Annotated in this window: 26 protein-coding genes; 9 read left to right on the top strand and 17 right to left on the bottom strand. The window is 64.3% G+C overall.

Features of this window, described 5'->3' with window-relative positions; all coding sequences use genetic code 11:
* Positions 1 to 20 precede the first annotated feature (20 nt).
* From ybeY to RIB52_RS07040, 6 genes are all read right to left on the bottom strand, one after another.
* Entirely contained in the window at positions 21 to 518 is a 498-nt protein-coding gene (gene ybeY / locus RIB52_RS07065) for an rRNA maturation RNase YbeY (RefSeq protein WP_350174352.1), read from the bottom strand.
* Positions 519 to 919: 401 nt separating this feature from the next.
* Entirely contained in the window at positions 920 to 1,825 is a 906-nt protein-coding gene (locus RIB52_RS07060) for a formylglycine-generating enzyme family protein (RefSeq protein ID WP_350174350.1), read from the bottom strand.
* A gap of 13 nt (positions 1,826 to 1,838) precedes the next feature.
* Positions 1,839 to 2,348 (bottom strand): hypothetical protein, encoded by a 510-nt coding sequence (locus tag RIB52_RS07055; RefSeq protein WP_350174348.1) that lies wholly within the window; start codon positions 2,346 to 2,348, stop codon positions 1,839 to 1,841.
* A gap of 29 nt (positions 2,349 to 2,377) precedes the next feature.
* The gene (locus RIB52_RS07050; RefSeq protein WP_350174346.1) at positions 2,378 to 3,211 is read right to left on the bottom strand and encodes a type 1 glutamine amidotransferase domain-containing protein; all 834 of its coding nucleotides are present in this window, start codon (positions 3,209 to 3,211) and stop codon (positions 2,378 to 2,380) included.
* A gap of 46 nt (positions 3,212 to 3,257) precedes the next feature.
* Positions 3,258 to 5,045, bottom strand: coding sequence for an arylsulfatase (locus RIB52_RS07045; protein ID WP_350174344.1), 1,788 nt, complete (start codon positions 5,043 to 5,045; stop codon positions 3,258 to 3,260).
* 134 nt (positions 5,046 to 5,179) lie between these two features.
* Entirely contained in the window at positions 5,180 to 6,244 is a 1,065-nt protein-coding gene (locus RIB52_RS07040; RefSeq protein ID WP_350174342.1) for an AraC family transcriptional regulator, read from the bottom strand.
* 460 nt (positions 6,245 to 6,704) lie between these two features.
* Here RIB52_RS07040 and RIB52_RS07035 point away from each other — a divergent pair, with 460 nt between their 5' ends.
* Entirely contained in the window at positions 6,705 to 7,595 is an 891-nt protein-coding gene (locus RIB52_RS07035; RefSeq protein ID WP_350174340.1) for a hypothetical protein, read from the top strand.
* Positions 7,596 to 7,817: 222 nt separating this feature from the next.
* Here RIB52_RS07035 and RIB52_RS07030 read toward each other — a convergent pair whose 3' ends face one another.
* From RIB52_RS07030 to RIB52_RS07005, 6 genes are all read right to left on the bottom strand, one after another.
* Positions 7,818 to 7,964, bottom strand: coding sequence for a hypothetical protein (locus tag RIB52_RS07030; RefSeq protein WP_350174338.1), 147 nt, complete (start codon positions 7,962 to 7,964; stop codon positions 7,818 to 7,820).
* A 39-nt stretch (positions 7,965 to 8,003) separates the two neighbouring features.
* A complete protein-coding gene (locus tag RIB52_RS07025) occupies positions 8,004 to 8,222 on the bottom strand; it encodes an rRNA maturation RNAse YbeY (RefSeq protein ID WP_350174336.1) in 219 nt (72 codons plus the stop codon).
* 142 nt (positions 8,223 to 8,364) lie between these two features.
* Positions 8,365 to 8,649: a GIY-YIG nuclease family protein gene (locus RIB52_RS07020; RefSeq protein WP_350174334.1), complete on the bottom strand. Its 285-nt coding sequence runs from the start codon at positions 8,647 to 8,649 to the stop codon at positions 8,365 to 8,367.
* 383 nt (positions 8,650 to 9,032) lie between these two features.
* Positions 9,033 to 10,064 carry a PhoH family protein gene (locus tag RIB52_RS07015; protein ID WP_350174333.1) on the bottom strand — a complete coding sequence of 344 codons (1,032 nt, stop codon included), beginning with the start codon at positions 10,062 to 10,064 and terminating at the stop codon, positions 9,033 to 9,035.
* A gap of 205 nt (positions 10,065 to 10,269) precedes the next feature.
* Complete coding sequence (gene miaB / locus RIB52_RS07010; protein WP_350174331.1) at positions 10,270 to 11,619, bottom strand: tRNA (N6-isopentenyl adenosine(37)-C2)-methylthiotransferase MiaB; 1,350 nt, start codon at positions 11,617 to 11,619, stop codon at positions 10,270 to 10,272.
* Positions 11,620 to 11,726: 107 nt separating this feature from the next.
* A complete protein-coding gene (locus RIB52_RS07005) occupies positions 11,727 to 12,191 on the bottom strand; it encodes a peptidylprolyl isomerase (protein ID WP_350174329.1) in 465 nt (154 codons plus the stop codon).
* 114 nt (positions 12,192 to 12,305) lie between these two features.
* Here RIB52_RS07005 and mgtE point away from each other — a divergent pair, with 114 nt between their 5' ends.
* Genes mgtE through RIB52_RS06990 form a run of 3 tightly spaced genes read left to right on the top strand, consistent with a single transcriptional unit; the run spans position 12,306 to position 14,985 of the window.
* Positions 12,306 to 13,775 carry a magnesium transporter gene (mgtE, locus tag RIB52_RS07000; RefSeq protein WP_350174327.1) on the top strand — a complete coding sequence of 490 codons (1,470 nt, stop codon included), beginning with the start codon at positions 12,306 to 12,308 and terminating at the stop codon, positions 13,773 to 13,775.
* Positions 13,776 to 13,808: 33 nt separating this feature from the next.
* A complete protein-coding gene (locus RIB52_RS06995) occupies positions 13,809 to 14,564 on the top strand; it encodes a glucose 1-dehydrogenase (RefSeq protein ID WP_350174325.1) in 756 nt (251 codons plus the stop codon).
* Between the two features lie 31 nt (positions 14,565 to 14,595).
* The gene (locus RIB52_RS06990; protein WP_350174323.1) at positions 14,596 to 14,985 is read left to right on the top strand and encodes a DUF1489 family protein; all 390 of its coding nucleotides are present in this window, start codon (positions 14,596 to 14,598) and stop codon (positions 14,983 to 14,985) included.
* On the opposite strand, the gene RIB52_RS06985 is transcribed toward RIB52_RS06990, so the two are convergent.
* Positions 14,982 to 15,653: an HdeD family acid-resistance protein gene (locus RIB52_RS06985; protein WP_350174321.1), complete on the bottom strand. Its 672-nt coding sequence runs from the start codon at positions 15,651 to 15,653 to the stop codon at positions 14,982 to 14,984. The genes RIB52_RS06990 and RIB52_RS06985 overlap by 4 nt on opposite strands.
* A gap of 183 nt (positions 15,654 to 15,836) precedes the next feature.
* Between RIB52_RS06985 and RIB52_RS06980 the strand changes: the two genes are divergently transcribed.
* Entirely contained in the window at positions 15,837 to 16,085 is a 249-nt protein-coding gene (locus RIB52_RS06980; RefSeq protein ID WP_350174319.1) for a hypothetical protein, read from the top strand.
* A gap of 37 nt (positions 16,086 to 16,122) precedes the next feature.
* Positions 16,123 to 16,518 (top strand): DUF6640 family protein, encoded by a 396-nt coding sequence (locus tag RIB52_RS06975; RefSeq protein ID WP_350174317.1) that lies wholly within the window; start codon positions 16,123 to 16,125, stop codon positions 16,516 to 16,518.
* Here the strand turns inward: RIB52_RS06975 and RIB52_RS06970 are convergent.
* From RIB52_RS06970 to RIB52_RS06960, 3 genes are read right to left on the bottom strand one after another with little or no spacing between them, the layout of a single operon-like run.
* Complete coding sequence (locus RIB52_RS06970; RefSeq protein WP_350174315.1) at positions 16,515 to 17,198, bottom strand: DsbA family oxidoreductase; 684 nt, start codon at positions 17,196 to 17,198, stop codon at positions 16,515 to 16,517. The genes RIB52_RS06975 and RIB52_RS06970 overlap by 4 nt on opposite strands.
* Complete coding sequence (nudC, locus tag RIB52_RS06965) at positions 17,195 to 18,097, bottom strand: NAD(+) diphosphatase (RefSeq protein ID WP_350174313.1); 903 nt, start codon at positions 18,095 to 18,097, stop codon at positions 17,195 to 17,197. The genes RIB52_RS06970 and nudC overlap by 4 nt, the downstream gene beginning before the upstream one ends.
* Positions 18,097 to 19,413, bottom strand: a complete 1,317-nt coding sequence (locus RIB52_RS06960) for a serine hydrolase domain-containing protein (RefSeq protein ID WP_350174311.1) — start codon at positions 19,411 to 19,413, stop codon at positions 18,097 to 18,099. Before RIB52_RS06960 ends, nudC begins: the two co-directional genes overlap by 1 nt.
* A 121-nt stretch (positions 19,414 to 19,534) precedes the next feature.
* Here RIB52_RS06960 and RIB52_RS06955 point away from each other — a divergent pair, with 121 nt between their 5' ends.
* Positions 19,535 to 19,756: a hypothetical protein gene (locus RIB52_RS06955; protein ID WP_350174309.1), complete on the top strand. Its 222-nt coding sequence runs from the start codon at positions 19,535 to 19,537 to the stop codon at positions 19,754 to 19,756.
* Here the strand turns inward: RIB52_RS06955 and RIB52_RS06950 are convergent.
* Positions 19,753 to 20,805, bottom strand: a complete 1,053-nt coding sequence (locus tag RIB52_RS06950) for an A/G-specific adenine glycosylase (RefSeq protein WP_350174307.1) — start codon at positions 20,803 to 20,805, stop codon at positions 19,753 to 19,755. The genes RIB52_RS06955 and RIB52_RS06950 overlap by 4 nt on opposite strands.
* Positions 20,806 to 20,819: 14 nt before the next feature.
* Between RIB52_RS06950 and RIB52_RS06945 the strand changes: the two genes are divergently transcribed.
* Both RIB52_RS06945 and RIB52_RS06940 read left to right on the top strand, forming a co-directional pair.
* Positions 20,820 to 21,389, top strand: coding sequence for a DUF721 domain-containing protein (locus RIB52_RS06945; protein WP_502879490.1), 570 nt, complete (start codon positions 20,820 to 20,822; stop codon positions 21,387 to 21,389).
* Complete coding sequence (locus tag RIB52_RS06940) at positions 21,386 to 22,138, top strand: thioredoxin domain-containing protein (protein WP_350174305.1); 753 nt, start codon at positions 21,386 to 21,388, stop codon at positions 22,136 to 22,138. The genes RIB52_RS06945 and RIB52_RS06940 overlap by 4 nt, the downstream gene beginning before the upstream one ends.
* The last annotated feature ends 29 nt before the right edge of the window (positions 22,139 to 22,167 follow it).

Genomic DNA, 22,167 nt, shown 5'->3' with positions numbered 1-22,167 from the left:
GGCCCTTGCACTCGGCTCCTTTACGCAGTGCTCGTATCGCGGTCCCCATATGGGTCCGCAATGCCCATTTTTGCAAGAGCCGCGATTTCGAGCGCCTCCATCGCCTCGGCCTGTTTGTCGGAGTCGACGTGGTCGTGGCCGGCAAGGTGGAGGAGCCCATGAACGAGAAGATGCGCGGCGTGGGTTTCTAGCGCAATCCCTTTCGCCTCGGCCTCGCGCGCGCAGACGCCATGTGCGAGAGCGATATCGCCGAGCAGGACCGGCGGGCCTTCGGGCGCTAGGGCGAGGAGGTCCGTGCGTTCGAGCATGGGGAAGGAGAGCACATTGGTCGGCCTGTCGCGGTCGCGCCATTCGCGGTTGAGCGTGTGGACTTCCTCGTCCGAAGTGAACAGGACGCTTACGGCGAGGCGCGCATTGGCAAGCTCCGGCGCGACTTCACCCGCCGCCAGCGCCGCGCGCCCGGCAAGATCGTCCCATTGCCCGGCGGGCCAGTCTTCGACGTCGATATCGAGTTGCATCGCGCCCGGCCCTAGCGCGGATCGGCCGGGGTTGGAACGTCCGCTGTGAAGCGAGACCGCACCATGTGCCGGTGGCCTGACATTGGGTGGGAAGCTGCCTGCCCGCTTTCGGGCGCCACAACGCAATAGCTGCCGTTGATCGCAACCGAGCAGTGCGTCGCCTCTCGACCCAGACCGGTCGTTCAAATCATTTCGCGCGAATGCTTGCTCCTGACAGAACTTGCCGCATGACGTTCCGAAGCGGGCCGTCAAAACGGCGCCTTCGTGCAAAACCTGGCGGCTCAGCCGTTGGCGGCCAAGGGTGCGCATTCTGTTCGGCTATTCCGGTCAATCAGAACGCGCTTGGCCCATCAGCATCCCGGCCCCGCAATCCTCCTGAAATCTGTGGAATTGTCTGCATCTCACTCGGCGCGCGTGTCAACGCTTTCGACAATGCGAAAGCCCACATGCGCCGAACTGAAATCGCCTTCCATGCCCTGCCGTGCGGCGGCGCGGTATCTGCGGCAATAGCTGTCGCTGCAGAGAAATGATCCGCCCTTGATTGTGAAGCGAGGCTCGGATGAGCCGAAAGGGCTTTCGGTCCATTCCCAGACATTGCCGATCATGTCGTAGGCGCCCGTCAGCCCCGGCTCGAAACAGCCGACGGGTGCGAGACCCTTGAACCCGTCTTCGCCGAGGTCACGCACGGGAAACGGACCGTTCCAGACATTTGCGCGTGCGTCGCCCTCGGGGCTTCGCATTCCGGATTCGGGGTCATCGGCATCGAACAGGCCCAGGCTCGCCGCATATTCCCATTCCACCTCGGTCGGGATGCGACCGCCCGCCCATCTGGCATAGGCGCGGGCATCATTGAGCGTGACATGGGTTACCGGATGCAATTCCCGCCCAGCAAGATCAGACCCTTTGCCGTCGGGAGTGCGCCAGGTCGAAGCAGGATCGAGCGACCACCACGACATTGCAATCTCGGGCGTGTCGCTCACCTCGAACCGGGCCGAGCCTTGGCCGCGCTCAGCCTCGGTGACATAGCCCGTTGCCGCCACGAATGCAGCAAATTGGCTGTTGGTGACTTCGTGCGACAGCAAGCGGAATGGCGACACGAAGGCCTTTCGCGGCGGGCCCTCTTCGGGATAACGCGCGCTGTCACCTTGAACGAAGCCACCGCCGGGGATGTCGACGAAGGTGCCCAGATCGTCCTTGGTCAGACCGCAAGAAACACCTTCGGGCTGCCTGTTCCCAAAGGGATCGGCCAGCATGATTGCACCGCCGCACACGAACGTGAAAATCGCTATGCCAAGGGCGTATTTCATAGCAACCAGCCCACTACTGAAGCAGGTATTTCATCGCCGCAAGCGCGCTGCCTATCGCGCCTGCGAACAGGGCTCCGGCAATGCCCAGCCAGGGACCGTGCCCGATAACCCAGCCGACGCGAGCTCCGAACAGCACAAGAATGGCGATGCAGTATGCCTGCGAAAGCAAGGTAGCGAGCCCCGAGGAGCACAGGCCAAGCCCGGCAGCAAGGAACAGGGCTGTTGGCAGCACCACAACCGCCAGCGTTGGGTGACTGCCGTTCCATGCTGAGCAAAGTGCCCGCGGCGTCAACATCCGTTCGCCCGTTTCGATCGCGTGGGCCACGAGCTCGGCAAACCCTCTGGCCAGCGTGACCGCCAGCACCGAACCGAACAGGACCAGCGCGGTCTTCACCTTCATGTCCGTGCTTTCGCCCGCCGCCATGAGCAGGCTCAGCACGAGGATCGCGCCATAGATCAGCCCGAAGGCAAGCCGCTCTACCGGTCGCCAGTCGAGGTGAGGATGACGGATCCGGGAAAGCATTTGGTGCGACATGGTCCCTTTCTGCTCGGTCAGCGGTTATGGCCGGTCGCAAGCTTTTCCAGAATGCGGTGCGACGTTTCGTAGCCGCTGTTCTGGTTCTGGCCGGTGATCAGATTGCCGTCGATGGTCGTATGGGTTGCAAACGGATCGCGGAAAGCGTGCTGGCATTCGTAGATCGCCCCGGCCTTGCGCAGCTCTTCTTCAGGGTGCTTGGGCGTGACTGCGATCCCGAACGTGTTGATCTGACCATTCGTCACACCGGTGACGCGCCGTCCCTTGACCAGTAATTCACCATCAATGCCCTTCGCGCTGCACAGTCCAAGCGCGCCGTGGCATACCGATCCCAGGATCTTGCCCTGCGCGTTGGCGCGGGTGACGATATCGGCCAGCACGTCGCTCTGCATCAGATCGTAGGCCGCGCCCCAACCGCCCGCCATGAAGATCACGTCGTAGTCGTCGGGGTTGATGTCGTTGATGGGGATCGAGTTCTTCAGCTTCCCCATGGCGTCCGAATCGGACATGAAACGCTTGTCGTCATCGCAAGCCAGCGGCCACGACCACGAATAGGGCTGGATCGGGATCTCGCCGCCCTTGATCGAGGCCATGTCGACATCGAGCCCGGCATTGATGAAGGCATAATAGGGCACGGTAAATTCCGAACCGAAGGCGCCCGTGTCCTTTCCGGTCGGGTCCAGTTTGTCGTGGCTTGTGCATACGACCAGCGCCCGCTTTCCTCGCAAGTCGAAGTCGGGGATCGTGTAGTGGCGGTGCAGCCCCATGATCCGCAGGATCGCAGGGAGATTGGCGACTACAATCGCGATCAAGAGAACAGCGACGATCAAAGCAATGATGAGCCCGGTCATGGTTCACTCCGTAGGAAAGATGGTCCGGCTGGGGATAGCCGGGGGGTCAGGCCGCCTGCTGCGGGAAGGCTTTTCTCAGCGTGCGCAGCGCGAGGTAGAAAAGCGCGGCAAACCCGAGGACCAGGCCGAGCAAAAGGGGCCAGTATTTCTCGAGAACGCCCGAAACCAGCTTGTTCGTGAGTTGCTTCATGGCCGAGTCGCCCGCATCGAGTTCGACCACGCCGACCTCCCGCGTATAAGCGGCGTATTCGGCCTTCATGCTTTCGAACAATTCGGCATTTTCAGCAGACAGATCGGTCGTCTCGCCCGGATCGACCGAGATGTCGAACAGCCGCCACTCGCCATCGCCGCGCGGTGGGAAATTGCGGGTGATCTTCCAGTTGCCCCGATAGAGGGCGGCATTGCCGCTCACCTCGAAGCCGAAACTGTCATCGTTCCCATAGGTCTCGCCGGATGCGCCCGAGAGCATCGGGAACGCGCTCTGTCCATAGAAGCTTCCCGGATCGTATTCGATATCCGCCGCTTGCAGCAGCGTCGGCACGAGGTCGGCGACATGGACCGGCGCATCCACGATCCCCTGCTCGCCGATACCCGGCCCCGCTACCACCAGCGGAACGCGCAGGCCGCCTTCGCTGGCGTAGAACTTGTAGAGGTTGAAGGGCGCCGCCGACACTGCGGCCCATTCAGGACCGATGGCCGTCAGGCTGCCCGGCTGGCCCATGTTTGCGGGCGAGGTATCGCGACCCTCGATCCAGTTGACCAGGTCCACAGCATAGCCGGTCAGACCTTCGAACCGCGTCACACCCGATTCCGGCCCGTTGTCCGAGGTTATGACGACAATCGTGTTTTCTAGCTGCCCGGCATCTTCAAGATGTTTCATCAGCCGGCCGATGTGGAAATCGGCCGCTTCCATCATGCCCGCATTGACCTGCATCTCGCGCGAGGCGATGGCCATCTCTTCGGCAGTGAGATCGTCCCAGGCGCGGTGCGCATCGGGGGCTGCCTGAAGTTTGGTGCTCGGCGGAACGATCCCCAGTTCGAGCGCGCGCCGGTATCGCTGCTCGCGCATCACGTCCCAGCCCGCGTCGAACGTCCCGTTATACCCATCAATGAACGACACGGGCGCTTGCACGGGAATGTGCACCGCCTGCAACGACAGGAAGCCGAGGAACGGCTTCTGGCTGTCGCCAGCGTCGATATATTCGATCATCTTGTCGACAAGCGAGCGCGACGAATAGTAGTCGGCTGGCAGCTTGATCGGCTTGCCGTCTTCGAACCAGGCGCTTTCGTCATGGGCGGGCAGGTAGGACGAATTGTCGTAATTGCTGCCGCCGGTCGCGTCCATCACGTAGGAGCGGTCAAACCCGAACGCGTTAGGCAGGTTTGCCCCCACTTCGCCGATGCCCCATTTGCCGGTGACATAGGTCCGATAGCCCGCCGCCGAGAACAGCGTGCCCATGGTCTGCTGGCTTCTCTTCCAGGACATCGAATAGCCCGGCAGGCCCTCCATTGCCGGGCTCAGGGTCTCGACCAGCGTGCCCATGCCCACCTGGTGATTGTCCATTCCGGTCATCAGCATGGCCCGGCTGGGCCCGCAGAAGGGCGAGGTGTAATAGCGCGAGAGCATGGTGCCATTTGCAGCCACGCGATCGATATTGGGCGTGCGCGAATTGCTGCCGTAAACCCCGAAATCCATGAAGCCGACATCGTCGAACAGGATCAGCAGAATGTTGGGCCGCGCTTCTGGGGGTCTCGGCGTCTCCTGTCCGCCCGCCGGTCCGGCCAAAAGCGCGACCGCGGCAAAGCTGACCGCAAGATGGGAAAAGGTTTTCATCGCAGCGCCCCTTGTGCAAACGTCAGCCAAGACGCACCGGTGAGCATGCCAACGGGCGCGCGACTGGAAGCCTCAGCGCGCGTTAAATGCCGCAACTGCGAACAAACTGAAGTTCAGCTTCGGCCAAAAAGTATTCAATTTTGACCGGCGGGCTTCCGTCCGATCTGGCCTGCCCTGAACGCGCTGGGCGTAACGCCGGTCCAGCGCTTGAAACTGCGCGAGAAATTGGATGCGCTGTCGAAGCCGAGCTCGAACGCGATCACCTGGATGGACTTGTTGCTGTGCGCGAGTTGCTTGCGCGCATGGCGCTCCCGCCTCTCCCGCGAAAGTCGGCGAAACGATGTCCCGGTCTGTTCGAGTTGGCGGCGCAGCCCGCGTTGCGAAATGCCCAGCGCGTTCGCCGTTTCGGCGAGGGACGAGCCGAGGTTGCCCTCACCCTCGAGGAATTGCGAGACGACATGCGCCAGCGTGGAGTCGTAGTTCGCCTGCTGCGCCATGCGTTCGCACAGAGATACAAGGTGGCGATGGTTGAGAGGGTCGCTCCCGGGCAGCGGCGCGTCAAGCAGCTCGGCAGGGAAGATCAGCCGGTTTTCGTCCGCGCCAAATTCAAACGGGAAGGGTAATTCCCCGGCAATCGTGTGCCAATCGGAGGGTGCCTCTATCGCGATCTGGGCGCGGTGCGACACCCGCTCCCGGCCCACGATCATCCGCATCAGGACATCGCAGGCCAAAAGCGCGCTCCCAGCGGAAAAATAGGATATGTCCCCCAGCGGCAAGCGCATGCGGATGCATAACGCGCATTCTTCAGGGCCAGCGCCATCGAAGCGATCGAGCAGGGTGAACTCGATCACCGGGTACGTAAGAAAGGCGAAACGGCTGAAGACACGCAATGCCTCGCCCAAAGATGCCGCGTTCATCGCCGCCAGGAGCGGCAATCCCGCAGTCGTCGGTTCGAACCGCATTGCGAGCCTCAGGCCGATATGAGGATCGCCGCTTACACTTATCGTGTTGCGATAGAACTTCTGGAGACTGGCCAACCCGCACCGGAAATCCGGATCCGTAAGATTGGCCTTCGTAAGATCGGTTCCGGCAAGCAGCGCGCTGTCAGGATAGCCGTCGTCGCACAAGGTGCGAAAAACGAAGCCGGGATAATGCATTGGCAGCGCACGGTTTTCGAGCGTGAAGGTTCTGTGTTTCATAGCGAGACTTCACCCCTGCTCGGACAGCGCCGCCTTGTTCGAACAGCACCCGGCCAAAGACCTTATCGGTTACCATCCCGCTTCCGAGATATTGTCCCGGCCCATCGCCATCGAAGAGAAGTCAACCGAGGTTAGGGCCAGGGGCTTGAATCCATCAGGCTTGTAGACGCAATCGGGTCAGAATTGAATAGTTTCTGGCCGATCCGGCGCTTCAGATCTTCAGCGGGTAAGGCGAGACCGCTGCATATGGATATGCAGTCGTCTGGGCTTCGATTCATTGCGGTCGGGCGGCTCAATTCGATTTTGCCGCTCACGCAGCGATCGCTCGTTTGGCGACGGGCATCGACTGCGATGGTGATGGGACCGTCACTCCGAAAGGGAGACACTCTTTCCGCTGGCGCATGCTTCTGTGGTCGCAGTCTGTAGTTCGCGCTGTATTCCGACTAAGAGGATGGACTGGATGATCTGCCGCGAAGGACTTTTTGGAATTGTCGTCGCACTTGCCGCGCTCACCGGGTGCGCGTCCGGGGTCACCAGTGACGAGCCGACCGACACAACCGCCGACAGGAAAATCCCGCGCGAGGCCGAAGGCCAGCGCGCCGAGATGCTTTCTGCGTTTTTTGGGCTCGACAACACTCTCCCTCCGCTTGCCAATCTCATATGCACAGGCGCGCCTGGCAAAGACGGCATGCCGGTCATCTTTTCGACCGAGATCGACCACACAACGATGCAGGCGGGCGATTTCAAGGTCACGACCCGTTCAGGTGAAACGGGTGTGGTCCACTGCGTCTCGTTGCTTCCCGCGACCGATGCGGGAGAACTGCGCACCGTGCTGCTTGTGGGCGAGTTCGGGAACGCGAGTGATGATCCGCCTGCAAGGGTAGAGATCATCGGGCATGTGGAGTCGATTGACGGTACGCTCGATTTCAAGGGGTCAAGCATCAAGGTCACGCCGCTCGAGCCGGGTCCAACGCTCGTCATGGCGCAAATCGTTTCGGATGATGAAGAAGACATGGGGCTGGGCCTGCCACGCACCAAGGGAAGCGAGTGTCCAGCACAAGGCATCGCCCAAAAAGTGCGGGTTGTCTGGGCGGGCGGCGTAACTCTCGAGAACGGTGATGAACCCGGCGACAAAGAACGCGAGCTGTACAAAGTGACCTCCCAGTCGGCGGAAGGAAAGCGTCGGGAGGTTGTGCCGGTCGCGCTGGCCGATCTGGGCGACGGGGACAACAACCACCTTCTGTGTCTGGACACGCAGGACAAGCCGATCTCAGTGGCTTTTCCTGCGGGAATCCTGACCGATCCCAATGATGACCTCAATCCCGCCACGTCAGTCGTCGTTCAAGACTAAGAAGGCCGCGCAATGCAATTGCTGTTCGCCCCGGCGGTATGAAGCATAATCAAGAGAATGCTCCAATTTCAGCTGTTCTAAGCTTCATGAATATACGGCTACTTTCAGGAGGAGGCGGGTCGCAACCGAACGTCCGCTCCGGGTGTATTCTGTTGAAGAACTCGCGGCTGGCGCGGGCTAAAGGAGGCTGCGGATAGCGGACGAGCGGAGGCCCCGATCCGGTCAGGCGGGTGCGAGCCCCGGTATCGGCTGCATCTTGGCCAGTTTTCTCAGGCTCCGAGCTGCGGCGTGGGTTTCGAGCGCAATCCCTTTCGTCTCGGCCTCGCGCGCGCAGACGCCGTGTGCGAGAGCAACGTCGCCGAGCAGCACCGGCGGTCCTTCGGGCGCGAGGGCGAGGAGGTCCGTGCGTTAGAGCATGGGGAAGGAGAGCACATTGGTCGGCCCGTCGCGGTCGCGCCATTCGCGGTTGAGTTCGTGGACCTCTTCGTCGATCGTGAACAGCACGCTCATTGCAAGGCGCGCATTGGCAAGCTCGGGCGTGACCTCACCCGCCGCCAGAGCCGCACGCCCGGCAAGATCCTCCCATTGCCCGGTGGGCCAGTCTTCGACATCGATATCGAGTTGCATCGCGCGCCGCAGTAGCGTGGATTGGCCGGGGTTGGAACGTCGGCTGTGAAGCGAGGCCACTCCGTGTGCCGGTGGCGTGATGTGGGTGGGGAGCTGCCATTGCCTATTCCGTCATCCCAGCGAAAGCTGGGATCGCTGTCGATCAGGGAATCTTCTCGAACAGGTCATCCCAATCAGGGTTTTTCTTTTCTATCTGCTCGATCTTCCAGGCACGCTTCCATGCCTTCATCGCTTTTTCTCTGGCGATCGCGTCGGTGATTTCAGCGTGAGGCTCTGCAAAGACCAGACTATCAAGGCCGTAACGACGGCAGAAAGCTGCGCCCTTCCCTTGCTTGTGTTGCGACACTCGCGCGGAGAGGTCGCCGGTGACGCCGATATACAGCACACCGTCGCGCTTATTGGTCATGATGTAGACCCAGCCGCCCATTGCCGCGAGCTAACACTATGTCGAGGACGATCCCAGCTTTCGCTGGGATGACGAATGTGAGCGATGGAGAAAGTCTGCAAGGGAGTCGCGAGCGGAAAGTCCGCTTCCGATTGCGTTCCCCCAAAAACCCGCCGCCGCCGTTTCCTACATCCGCCGCGCCCGCTAGTCTTCGCGTCGCTCCTTCGCATCGTCGACCACGCCGCGCGCCGGCCTTCGCGCCGAAAAGGCCCCGCTTCCCCTGTCCGTCCGGTGGACGGAACGGCATTCAAACGCCTGTTATAAATGAATTATCCGGAAGATTGGAAAGTTGACAGGGTGTCACCTTTGTCCGCTTAAGGCGCGAAACGCCCCGCGAAGGCGTACCCTCGCTCAGGCGCCCTCGCTCAGGCGCCCTCGCCCTCATAGGCCTCGACGATGCGCCCCACGATCGGGTGGCGCACAACGTCGGCGGCGGTGAAGCGGATCGTGCCGAAGCCCTCGACGCCCTCTAGCCGCCCGACCGCGTCGTTCAGCCCGCTCATGCCCGTCCCGCCGGGAATGTCGACCTGGCGCGGGTCGCCGCAGATCACCATCCGGCTGTTCTGGCCGAAGCGGGTGAGGAACATCTTCATCTGTTCGCGCGTGGTGTTCTGCGCCTCGTCGAGGATGACGAAGGCATCGGCCAGCGTGCGCCCGCGCATGAAAGCGATCGGCGCGATCTCGATCTCGCCGCTCATGATCCGCCGTTCGACCTGTTCGGGCGGCATGCAGTCGTAGAGCGCGTCGTAGAGCGGACGCAGATAGGGATCGACCTTCTCCTTCATGTCGCCGGGCAGGAAGCCGATCTTCTCCCCCGCCTCGACCGCGGGGCGCGACAGGATCAGGCGCTGGACGCTGCCGGTCATCAGCTGGCTGACCGCCTGCGCGACCGCGAGATAGGTCTTGCCCGTCCCGGCCGGGCCCAGCGCAAAGACGATATCGTCGCGCTGGAGACTGCGCATATAGGCGATCTGCGTGGCCGAGCGCGGCACGATCGTCTTGCGCCGGGTGCGGATCATGATCGGCGGCTCTTTCGCCTCGCCCGAGATGATGCCTTCGAGCGTCGGCTCGTTGGACATGGCGATGAGCGATTCGATCGCGCCGCTATCGAGATCCTGCCCCATGGCGAGGCGATCATACATGGTGGTCAGCGTCTCGCGCGCGCGGGCGACGGCGTCCTCGGGGCCTTCGATCATGACCTTGTCGCCGCGCGCGTGGATGAAGACGCCGAGACGGTTTTCGACCTGCACGAGATTGGCGTCGAACTGGCCGAACAGGGGGCCCAGCAGCGACTGGTTTTCGAAGGAGAGTTCCGCCTGTGCGCGCCGGGGGGCGGCATTGCGGGGGGGATCGGGCGAGATCGCCGGATCGGCTGCGCGGGATGGCTTTCGGCCCATAGGCTCCTTCGCGTGCGGACTCGCGTGTCGTCCTTTCAACGTAGGGCGCGGCTGGCGCAAAGCAAGCGCGGGGCCATTTCACGACGGTGGAAAGTCATGCGCGCGACACGGCGCAGACACGAATCCGTCATCGCCGCGCAGGCGGAATCCAGCGTCACCGGTGTGATGCCGGGGGTTGGCCCTCGGCCCGTGCGAAAGTGACGGATCAACCTGCGGCGAGGACGGGCTCGAGCAGTTTTCCGCGCATCGAATTGGGCCCGGCTTCGGCAAGTTCGACCTCCACGATGTCGCCGATCTGCCCCGATCCCTCGAACCACACGCTCTGCAGCCAAGGCGACTTGCCGAGCCATTGGCCGGGATGCTTCCCCTTGCGTTCGACCAGGACGGTACAGGCCTTGCCGACGCTGGCCTCGTTGAAGGCCAACTGGTCGCGGTTGAGGCGCGCCTGCAGGCGCTGGAGCCGATCGTCCATGATCTCGCGCGGGAGCTGGCCTTCCATCGTCGCGGCGGGCGTTCCGGGGCGCGGGGAATATTTGAAGCTGAAGGCATGGGCGTAGCGGACCGCGTCCACGAGGCCCAGCGTCTCTTCGAATTCCGCCTCTGTCTCTCCGGGAAAGCCGACGATGAAATCGCCCGACAGCGCGATGTCCGGGCGTGCTTCGCGGAAGCGTTCGAGCAGTTTGAGATAGCTTTCGGCCGTATGCTGGCGGTTCATCGCCTTGAGCACCCGGTCGCTCCCGGCCTGCACGGGCAGGTGCAAATAAGGCATGAGCTTGTCCACCTCGCCATGCGCGGCAATGAGGTCGTCTTCCATGTCGTTGGGATGCGAGGTGGTGTAACGGATACGCTCGAGCCCGTCGATTTCCGCCAGCGCCCGGATCAGCCCTGCAAGCCCCACGGCGCGTCCCTTTCCATCCTCGCCGCGCCACGCATTGACGTTCTGGCCGAGCAGCGTGATCTCCCTCGCCCCGGCCTCGACGAGCTTGCGAGCTTCTTCGCCAAGATCCTTGAACGGGCGGGAGATTTCCGCGCCGCGCGTATAGGGCACGACGCAATAGGTGCAGAACTTGTCGCAGCCTTCCTGCACGGTGAGGAATGCGTTCGGCGCGCGCCGCCTGCGCTGGGGCAGCGCGTCGAACTTGGCGATGGCCGGCATGTCGGTGTCGGTCGCGCGTTCGCCCTGCACCGCCTTGTCGAGCATTTCGGGCAGTCGGTGATAGGCCTGCGGGCCGACCACCATGCTCACCGACGGGGCGCGCGCCATGATCTCCTCGCCCTCGGCCTGCGCGACGCAGCCCGCGACCGCGATCATCGGCGCCTTGCCCGCTTCCTCGCCCGCTTTCACCAGCCTTCCGATGTCCGAATAGACCTTTTCGGCGGCCTTCTCGCGGATATGGCAGGTGTTGAGGACGACGAGGTCCGCCTCTTCGCCCTCGGCGGCAGGCCGGATGCCGCGCGCGCCCAGCAGTTCGCCCATGCGCTCGCCGTCATAGACGTTCATCTGGCAGCCGAAGCTCTTGACCCGGAAGGTTTTGGGGGGCGTTTGCGATTTCATGAGGCGCGCGCCTTAGCGCCGATGGGCCTTTCATTCAACAACCCACGCGCCCCCTCTTCGACCAGCCGATCGGGGACTCCCCACCTTCGCGGCGACTCTATCGATTGTCAGGAAACGCTCGCCTTCACGATCTTGCCCGGATTGGCCGGCGGTTCGCCCTTGGGCAGGGCGTCGACATGTTCCATGCCGGATTCGACCTTGCCCCAGACGGTGTACTGCTTGTCGAGGAAGGACGCGTCGTCGAACACGATGAAGAACTGCGAATTGGCGCTGTCGGGGTTCGGCGTGCGGGCCATCGAGCACACGCCGCGCACATGCGGTTCTTCGCTGAATTCCGCCTTGAGATCGGGCCGGTCGCTGCCACCCGTGCCGGTTCCGGTCGGATCGCCGCCCTGCGCCATGAAGCCGGGGATCACGCGATGGAAGACGACGCCGTCGTAAAAGCCCTCTTTCGCCAGTTCGGTGATCCGCTCGACATGGCCGGGGGCAAGGTCGGGGCGCAGTGTGATCACCACGTCCTTGTTTTCGCCGTCGCCGGTGTCGAGGGTGAGGGTGAGCGTGTCGTCGGCCATTCGAGAATCTCCCGTTTCGGTTTCGCTTGCGGGTATAGTGGCTTGAGCCGCCGAGTCACCCCCGCCCCGGCTCGCTCCGCTTGCTTTTCCGGGCCCCATGCCTAGACCGGGCGCATGGTCGAACCCGCCGACAACCAGTCCCGAGACAGGTCCGAGGGTGACGCGGTCCTGCTGGCCGACGCGCTCGAGGACGACGTGCGCCCGGACGACCGGATCGACGACGAACGTCATGACGAGGAGAACCGGCTCAAGCCCGAATATGTCGACGCCGTGCGCGAGGCGCTGGGGGAAGGCAGCAAGGGCCCGGTCTATGACCTTGTCGAGCCGCTCCACCCGGCCGATATCGCGGACCTGCTCGAACTGCTGGGCCGCGACGAGCGCGAGGAACTGGCCTCCGCCATCACCGACCTGATGACGGTCGACGTCATCGCCGAACTCAACGATTTCGTCCGCGGCGAGATGATGACCGCCCTGCCAGCCCAGGCCGTCGCGCTGATCGCGCAGCAGCTCGAAACCGACGATGCGGTCCAGTTGCTCGAAGACCTCGACGAGGAGGACCAGAAGGCGATCATCGCCAACCTGCAGCCCGAAACGCAGGTCGTGGTCAATTCGGCGCTGTCCTATCCGGAGGAAACCGCCGGCCGCCTGATGAACCGCCACGTGATGGCGGTGCCCGAACACCTCACCGTCGGCGATCTCATCGATTACCTGCGCGAGAACGGCGATTTCGTGCATGATTTTCACGAAGTCTTCGTGATCGATGCGGCGCATCACCCGGTCGGCTCCTGCGCCCTCAACTGGATTCTCACCGCCCCGCGCTGGGTTCGCCTGACCGACATCATGAAGCGCGACCAGACCCTTATCCCGGTCACGATGGACCAGGAGGAAGTCGCGCTGATGTTCCAGAAGTACGCGCTGATCTCGGCTGCGGTGGTGGACGAAAACGAGCGGCTTGTCGGACAGATGACGGTCGACGACGTGGTCCACATCATCTCGGAAGAAGCGGGCGAGGACGCGCTGCTGATGTCGGGCGCGGGCGACGGCGACATCAACGAACCGATCCGCGAGGCCTATTCGGCCCGCGTGCGCTGGCTGGTCGCCAATCTCGGAACGGCGGTGGTGGCAAGCGCGATCATCGCGCTGTTCGGCGCGGCGATCGAGGAACTGGTGGCGCTCGCCGTGCTCATGCCGATCGTCGCCAGCATCGGCGGCAATGCGGGCACGCAGACGATGGCCGTGTCGGTCCGCGCGATCGCCACCAACCAGCTGACGAGGTCGAACACGCGGCGAATCCTGTGGCGCGAAATGCGCGTCGCGATGCTCAACGGGATGACGGTGGCGGTGCTGATCGGGATCGCGGCAGGCGTTCTGTTCTCGCCCATGATGGGCGCCGTGATCGCGGCAGCGATGGTTATCAACATAGCCGTGGCGGGGCTCGCGGGAGTGCTCGTGCCGGTCGTATTCGAGCGGCTGGGACAGGACCCGGCGGTGGCTTCGTCCGTCTTCGTCACCATGATCACCGATTCGATGGGCTTTTTCGCCTTCCTAGGTTTGGCAGTGGCAAGCGGCCTCGCCTCGCTCTAGCTCCTTTTCCTCGGATCATTGGAGGAGAGAGGAATGGGACGGGTTTCGGGCAAGGTGGTGCTGCTGACGGGGGGCGCGATGGGACTGGGCAAGGCGGCGGCGAAAGCGCTGATTGCCGAAGGTGCGAGCGTCATCATTTCCGATTACGACGAGGATGCGGGCGCTGCCACGGCGAGCGAGCTGGGCTGCGATTTCATCGCGCAGGACGTGACCGACTGGGATCGCTGGCTCGCCGTGATCGACCAGGTCGAGCGCGATCACGGTCGGCTCGACGTTCTGGTGAACAATGCCGCGATCACCGTCTTCGGATCGATCATGGACATCTCGGTGGAAGATTTCCGCCGCTGCTACACCGTCGACGTCGATTCGATCTTCATGGGCTGCAAGGCGGCGATCCCGCTGATGGCGAAATCGGGCGGCGGGTCGATCGTCAATTTCTCATCCGCCGCCGCGAACAAGCCGAATGCGGACCTCGCCGCCTATAACAGCGCCAAGGCGGCCGTGCCGATGCTCACCAAGTCGATCGCGCTCTATTGCGCGCGCGAGAAGAATGGCGTGCGGGTGAACAGCGTCCAGCCGGGCACCATCCTCACCCCCAATGTCGAAAGCGTCATCGCCGGCACACCCGATCCGGACGCCACGCGCGAGGCATTCTCGATCGCCCAGCCGGTCGGCCATATGGGCGAGCCCGAGGATATCGCGCACCTGATCGTTTATCTCGCCAGCGATGAAAGCCGGTTCGCCACCGGTGCGCCCTTCATTGTGGATGGCGGGCTGTCGATCGCTTGATCGCCCGCGCCAAGCCGCCACATTGGTGGCCATGCCGCTCCACATGACCAAGATCGCCTTCGGGGCGAAAAGCTATGCCGACCTTGCGGGCTGGTACGAGGGCCGCTCGCGCATCGCTCTTACCACCCGCAACCGGCCGAAGCGGCACGAGGAACTGGTCGGCGGCTCGCTTTACTGGATTCTCAATCACCAGCTTGTCGCCCGTTCGCGCATTCTCGGCTTTTCGGAAACGAGCGACGGGCGCTGGGACATCGAGCTCGAACCCGTCCTCGTCCGCGTCCATCCGGTGCGCAAGCGCGCGCACCAGGGCTGGCGCTATCTCAAGGGCGAACCGCCGCGCGACCTTGCCGAGGGAGAGGATATCGGCGACACCCTGCCCGGCAAGCTCGCCGCCAAGCTCGAGAAGCTGGCGCTGATCTAGGCGGTGGCGCTTTCCTCGCGGTCGCCGTCCACGCCCCGGCAGCAAACATAGGACACGCCCGCGAAAATCAGGTTCACGCCCACGAGGATGCCGAGGAATGCGACCGAGATGCCGGTTGCCATTCCGAAGAACAGCATCACCCCGATCAGCAGAGAGAGCAGGCCCGAGGCGAGGAACAGCCACCACGCACCCTCGGGCCGCAACTTGAAAGCGAGCATCAGCCGCGCCACTCCGTCCGCGGCGAAGAAGGCGCCGAGCATGATCGCCAGTGTGAACAATCCCGCAAGAGGGTTGGCGAGGAAGAACACCCCGCCGCCCAGATAAAGCAGGCCGAGAAGCGCGGTCAGCGTGCGGCCCTTCCAACCCTTTGCCCGGATCGCGTGGGCGAGCGTCAGGCCTCCTCCCACAAGCAACGTGATGCCGACCAGCAGGTTGACCGACAGCGCCATGGCGAGTGGGAAGATCAGGGCCCCCGTCCCGGTCAGGACGAGCAGGATGCCGAGCGCGATGAACCAGCCGCGCCCCAGCTCGCCCTGCCTCGGGATGACGCGGCTCGGATCGGGCATCGCACCGACAACGGGATCGGTCGTGTCGCTTTTCACAGTGGGCGTTGTCCCCGAAAGATCGGCGGAAGGGCCGCCTTGCGCATCGCTGGTGGTCGTGTTCATGGCTCTCCTCCCATGGAATGAATGAGGGCCGCCTCCCGAGCGCCGGGTCGACTTTCGAGCCCCTTGTCATACCGCCCGAACGCATAAGGGCGGCGATTGTATCCTCGCTGCGGCGCAGGAGGCGTAGTCGCTTCGGAACATCGCCCCCGGCCCGCCCATTGGTTCGGTAAAGGAGTGACCGATATGCCCGAACGCCAGAGCCGCCATCCCGATAACGACCTCATCGATGACCTGACCGAAGGCGAAACTCCTTCGCAGTCCGGCTCCTCGGGCGGCGAGGTCAATCGCCGGGTCGGCAAGCGCGACGAGGCCGTCCGCGCGACCGATCCCGACAATCGCGAGCCCGAAACCGGCGCGGACAATCCCGAGGACGATGCGAGGAAGGGTCCCAAGACGATGAACAAGATCAAGCGGGGCGAACAGGACGGCTGACGCGTCCCCCGGCGTTGCAGTGCTTCTCGCCCGGCTATTGCTCAGCGCGATCGCGCTCGGCTTCGGCCTTGCGCCGTTCGTCATGGACCTCTCGACGAGCCACGCCTTCAACCCGGCATGGCCGGCCCATGCGCGGTTCCATACGGTCTGGCTGGTCGGCGTGCTCGCCGCGCTGGCGCTTGCCATGCTGGTCTTGACGTGGCGCGGTAACAAGGATGATGCGCGCGGTAACCTTGCCTTCGCCACAGCGCTCGGCTGGGTCGCGATCCTGCCCTTCGGCCTCGCCGCGCTGGCCATGCCGGTCTATGGCGGAGCCTTATCGGCTCCGGGTCACGAGATCGCCGTGCTCGGGTTGAACAGCAACCTCATGGGCTTCGGACTTGCGGCGGGAATGCTCGCCGTCGCCACATGGCTCGTCATGCGCCGGCGCTAGGGTGCCGCCCGGCTCTTTTCCGCCACCCTTCGCAAAGCGTTGACATAGGTTTCGGGGGCCTGCGCGCCGGGAATGAGGAACTTGCCATTGACGAGCATCGCCGGAACGCCGGTTATGTTGAGGTCCCAGGCCTGCCGCTCCTCGGCCAGGACGCGCGCTTCGAGAGCGGCATCGTCCAGCGCCGCCTTCGCCGCTTCGCGGTGCAAACCTGCCCCTGCGGCGACATCGAGCAGCGTCCCGCGATCGGAGAGGTCCGCACGGAGATTGAAATGCGCCCTGAACAGCGCGAGCTTGAGCCGCGTCTGGACCTGCGGCCCGGCCTGTTCGAGCGCGAATGCCATTAGCTTGTGGCAATCGCGCGTGTTCCACATGCGCTGCGGCGGGGCCTCGCCCTCCCCTTCGAAGGACAGCGACACGCCCGCACCGGCGGCGATTTCCTTCATCCGGCTGCGCATCGCCGCGCCTTCCTCGGTCGAGCGGCCATATTTGCGGGAGAGGTGCTCTTCCATGTCCTCGCCTCCTGCCGCCATGTCGGGATTGAGTTCGAACGGACGCCAGCGCAGCTCCGCCTCGATCTCGCCTTCCAGCTCTCCGAGCGCCTTCGTCAGCTGGCCATACCCGATCACGCACCACGGGCAGACCACGTCGGAATAGATGTCGATCGAAACAGTGTCGGTCATCGGTCGAGCCACCATGTGATGAGGCGATGGGCGATCGCGAATTCCTGCGGGAAGATGAGCGTCTCGTTACCCTGCGGGCCGGCGCGGCGCGCATCCTCGAGCTCCTCGCGGGTGAACCAGCGGGCATCGTCGAGCTCGGTGCGGTCGATTTCGAGTTCGGGATCGTCCGCAATGCTCGTGCAGCCGATCATCAGTTGGCTCGGAAAGGGCCAGGGCTGGCTGGCGAGATAGCGCACGTCGCGCACGGCAACGCCCGCTTCCTCGTGGACTTCGCGCGCGACCGCTTCCTCGATCGTCTCGCCCGGCTCGACGAAACCGGCGAGTGCGGAATACATGCGCGGCGGAAAACGCGGCTGGCGCCCCAGCAGGAGGCGGTCTTCATGCTCCACCAGCATGATCGTGACCGGATCGGTGCGCGGGAAATGCTGCGCGCCGCAATTCGCACAATTCCGCTGCCAGCCGCCCTTGGCAAGCCGTGTCGGCGAGCCGCAATTGGCGCAGAAGCGGTGGCGCGCATGCCAGTCGACGAGCGATTTCGCCCCGCCATAGAGCGCCAGTTCCTCCGGCCGGAGCATCTGCATGACCTGCCATGCACGCGGCATGGCCGGTGCCGACGAACCGGCGCCGGGCACGGGCGCAAAATGCGCCTTGCCTTCGAGCAGGCCGAGAAAGACCAACTCGGCATCCTCGTCCACATCGGCGATCGTGTGCCACATGAGCTGCCCCTCATCGTCGAATTCGGGCAACAGGCCGTCGAGATTCATCACCCGCGCGCGCCAGTTCATGAGATTGCCGAGCGCCTCGGGATCGGTGCGGATGTGGTCGGCGCGGTCGATCGGCGAACCGGCAAAGGCAATGGGCGCTGCAGCGGGCGTATCGGCGGGCGCGGGATGAGGCATCAGGCCGCTTTCTCCATCCGCTTGCCGGAAAGGTCGGCTTCGAGGGCGGCGAGGAATTCCTCGCGCACCGGATAGGCTTCGCTCGGCATGTACTGGGTGAACAAAGCCGTGCGCAGCGACATGCCGTAATCGACCGCGGCGATGGTTCCCGCCGCACCGCCCCATCCGAAAGTGCGCCCCTGCACGCGTCCACCGGCACCATGGCCCTCGTTTTCCGACCATGAGCCGGTCTTGTCCACCGTCGCGGGGATGAGGTCCGACGTGCCCACGCGCACCGCCAGTTCGCCCATCACACGTCGGCCTTCGAACATGCCGTAACCCAGCACCATGTTGAGGAACCGGTCGTAATCGCGCGGGGAGGACACAAGGCCCGACCCGCCCCACAGAATCGGCGGCTCCTCGGCGAAGATCGAATTTCCGGCGAGGTCGAGCGGCAGCGGCGTGCCGTTCAATATGCCGTAATTGGTGGTGAGGCGGGAGACCTCGCTTTCAGGCACGCGGAAAAAGGTGCTGGTCATGCCGAGTGGATCGAAAATGCGCTCCTTCAGGAAGGCATCGAAATCCTGCCCCGCGACGACCTCGATGACGCGGCCCAGAACGTCGAGCCCGAAGGAATAGCTCCATTTCGTCGCCGGCTGGTGCATCAGCGGGATTTCGGCCAGACGGTCGGCAAAGTCTTCCAGCCCGGGTGCGGGCGTCACGTCGGGAAAGCCGGGAATCGGCATCTTGCTGACCTGTCCGCCGACAACGCCCGCCTCCTGGTAGGCCTTTTGCAGCGGGCCCTTCGCGACGATGTCGTAGCCGAGCCCGGAAGTGTGCGTCATCAGCTGGCGGATCGTGATCGGGCGGGTCGCGGGTTCGACCTCGTCCAGCGGGCCCTCGGGATCGAGGAGGACCTGCATGTCGCGGAACGCCGGCAGGATGTCGTGCAGCGGCTGGTCGAGGCCGATCTTGCCCTCGTCAACGAGGATCATCGCCGCCATGCCGGTGATCGGCTTGGTCATCGAATAGATGCGGTAAAGCGAATTCTCGTCGACCGCGCCCCCGGCCCCGGCAGTCGGCGCGCCGCGCGCAATTGTGTGGGCGTGCGGGTCCGACCCCCTGCCGAATGTCAGCATCATGTTGGCGACCTTGCCCTGCGAGACATAGCGTTCGGCGAGCGCGGCAACATTCGGCCAGCTTTCGGACACGTCGTGAGCCATCAGGGCACGGCCCAAGGGCAGGCCCGACAGCGCGGCGGCGGCAGCGCCATAACCGCCGAGGCGCAGGAGGGAGCGGCGCGAGAGATCGGGCGAATCGAAGTCGCGGAAAGCCATCGTGGCGAATCTCCGGGATGGTGGTCCTGATGGGTCTGCGTGTTGTGTGCGGGACTTGGGGCGATGGGTCAATCGGCGGCTTCGGCTTGCGCAAGCACGGTGTTCTATCTATATAACACACATGCTCAATGCCCTCGCCTATCTCGTCGGCCTGCTCAGCCTTGTCATCGTCATCCCGGGGCAAATCCCGCTGCTCGGCTGGGCCAATTGGATCGCGCTCCCGATCGTCGTGGTCGGCGTGGTGCTGGGAGCCCTCTCATCCAAGGACGGTGGGCGCAATTTCTGCCTCGTCGTGCTGCTGATCGCGGTGGTGCGGTTGATGCTGGGCGGCGGCATTTTCTAGCCAGCGCGGGCCAGCGCGAGCCGCGCGGCCTTGGCAAACAGGGTTGGGAGACCCGCTTCGTCGAGCCGCGCGAGCGGCCACCATTCCCCGTCGCCCGTCGGTTCGCCCTGCGCCTGCGCCCGCCTCACCGCTAGCGTCAGGTGCGCATGGGTAAAGGTATGCCGCACCGCGCCGAGATCTTCCCATTCTCCCGCGAGCGGCGGCTGGCCCGAGCCATCCGCCTGCGCCGACCAGCCGTCGTCCGGCAATGCGCGCATACCGCCCAGCATGCCCCTGCCCGGCCGCGTGACAAGCCAAACCTCGCGGCCCGCCTCTCCCGTTCGCTCGATCCAGAAGGCGGTCCCGCGGCGTTCGGGCTTGGCCGTCTTCGCGGGCTTGACCGGCAGGCTCTCGGCGATGCCCTTCTCGCGTCCATCGCACTGCGCCGACAACGGACACAGCAGGCAGCGCGGTGCCTTCGTGGTGCAAACCTGCGATCCGAGATCCATCATGGCCTGCGCGAAATCGCCCGCGCGGGTATCCGGCGTGATCGCTCCCGCCCGCTCGCGAATTTGCTTTCGCGCGCCCGGCAAAGGCTCGCGGATCCCGAAGAGCCGCGCGACCACACGCTCGACATTCGCATCGACCACGACGGCGCACCGCCCGAAGGCGATCGCGGCGATGGCGGCGGCGGTGTAGGCTCCGAGGCCGGGCAGCTTGCGCAGATCCTCCTCACTATCGGGAAAGCCACCGCGCGCAGCGACTTCGCGGGCCGCTTTCACGAGGTTGCGTGCGCGCGAATAATAGCCAAGCCCGGCCCAGGCCGCCATGACCTCGTCCTCGCCCGCCGCAGCGAGCGCCTCGACGTCCGGCCAGCGCGCCGTGAAGGCTTCGAAATAGGGTTTCACAGCCGCGACCGTCGTCTGCTGCAACATGACTTCTGACAACCACACGCGATAGGGCCAGGCCGGATCCGCAGGCAGCGGCGCGCCGGGCGGATTGCGCCAAGGCAGGGCGCGGGCATTGCGATCATACCAGTCGAGAAGCGGGTCGGAGATGCTGGCGGTCACGCCTCGCCTATGGCATGGCTCGACGCGTCATGGGAAGCGACAGTGAAAAGCGCAGGTCGAAGGGCGGCAAGAAAACCGCGACGCCCTATCAGAGGCCCCGCGGCGGCGGAGCGAAGGCGATCGGCGATCTCATGCCCGAAATCGGGCGCACCGCCTTTCGCCGCTTCGGCTTCGTGCAAAGCTCGGTCGTTACCCGCTGGCACGAGATCGTCGGGCTCGATCACGCGAGGGTGTGCAGCCCCGAAGCGATCCGCTTCCCGCCCGGCGATCGCGCCGAAGGAACGCTCCACCTCGTCGTGGCGCCCGCCCGGGCCCCGCTGATCCAGCAGGTAACGCCCGAGATCATCGAGCGGGTCAATCGCTTCTTCGGCTATCGCGCGGTCGCCCGGGTGAAGATCCGGCAAGGCGCGGTTAAGGCGCCGTCTGCCGACAGGCCGGCCAAGCCGCCGCCTTCGTTAAGGCCGATCCCGATGGAACTCGGTGACAGCTTGCGCGATATCGGCGATCCGGAGCTGCGCGCCGTGCTCGAATCTCTCGCGCGCAGCTTCGATGCGAAAGAGCAGAGCAGGAAGGACGAGACGTGAAGGCAGGTTTGATGGCGCTCGCGGCGGGCCTTGCCGCGCTGGCCGCACCCGCGACGGGGCAGGAGCAGAACCTTTCCAATCCCGACAGCGACTTTATCGACACCACACCGAAGAAGGCCTGGCAGGCCGAGATCGAGCCGACCGAGCGCGGGCACCTGATCGGCAATCCCGATGCCGAGGCGCGGCTGACCGAGTTCATCAGCTATACCTGCCCCCATTGCGCCGATTTCGCCAGGGAAGCGGGACCCGCGATGGACCTCGTCCTGGTCGCACCGGGCAAGCTGGGGGTCGAGGTGCGCCCGTTCATCCGCAACTGGCTCGACGTGACGGTCAGCCTGCTCGCCGGATGCGGAGATCCGGCTGGTTTCAAGGACCGCCACCGCCTGTTCCTCTACACCCAGGACGAATGGCTCGCGCGTGCGGCCAACGCCCCGCGCAGCCAGCAGGCCGCCTGGGCCCGCGGCACGGCCGAAGCGCGGCTCAATGCGGCGCGCGCGCTCGATCTCGACGATAGGCTGGTGAACCGGGGCATGAACCGGGCCGAGATCAACGCCTGCCTGGCGGACGATGCGGCGGCGAAGCGGCTGCTCGCCAACAGCGATGCCGACCGCGAGGAAATGGGCGTTCGCGGCACGCCCAGCTTCGCGCTCGACGGCGAATTGCTGGAAAATGTCCATGCCTGGCAGCAACTGCGCGGTGTCCTCGCCTCGCATTATGGGCAAGCGGGCGCCGACGGCGCGCAACAATAGCGCCCGTTTCGCGCCGGACTGCCCACATA

Origin of the sequence: Erythrobacter sp., assembly GCF_040217515.1 — a bacterium.
Lineage (GTDB): Bacteria > Pseudomonadota > Alphaproteobacteria > Sphingomonadales > Sphingomonadaceae > Erythrobacter.
Note: the sequence above shows the minus strand (reverse complement) of the source record. Positions and strands in the feature narration are given on the sequence as shown.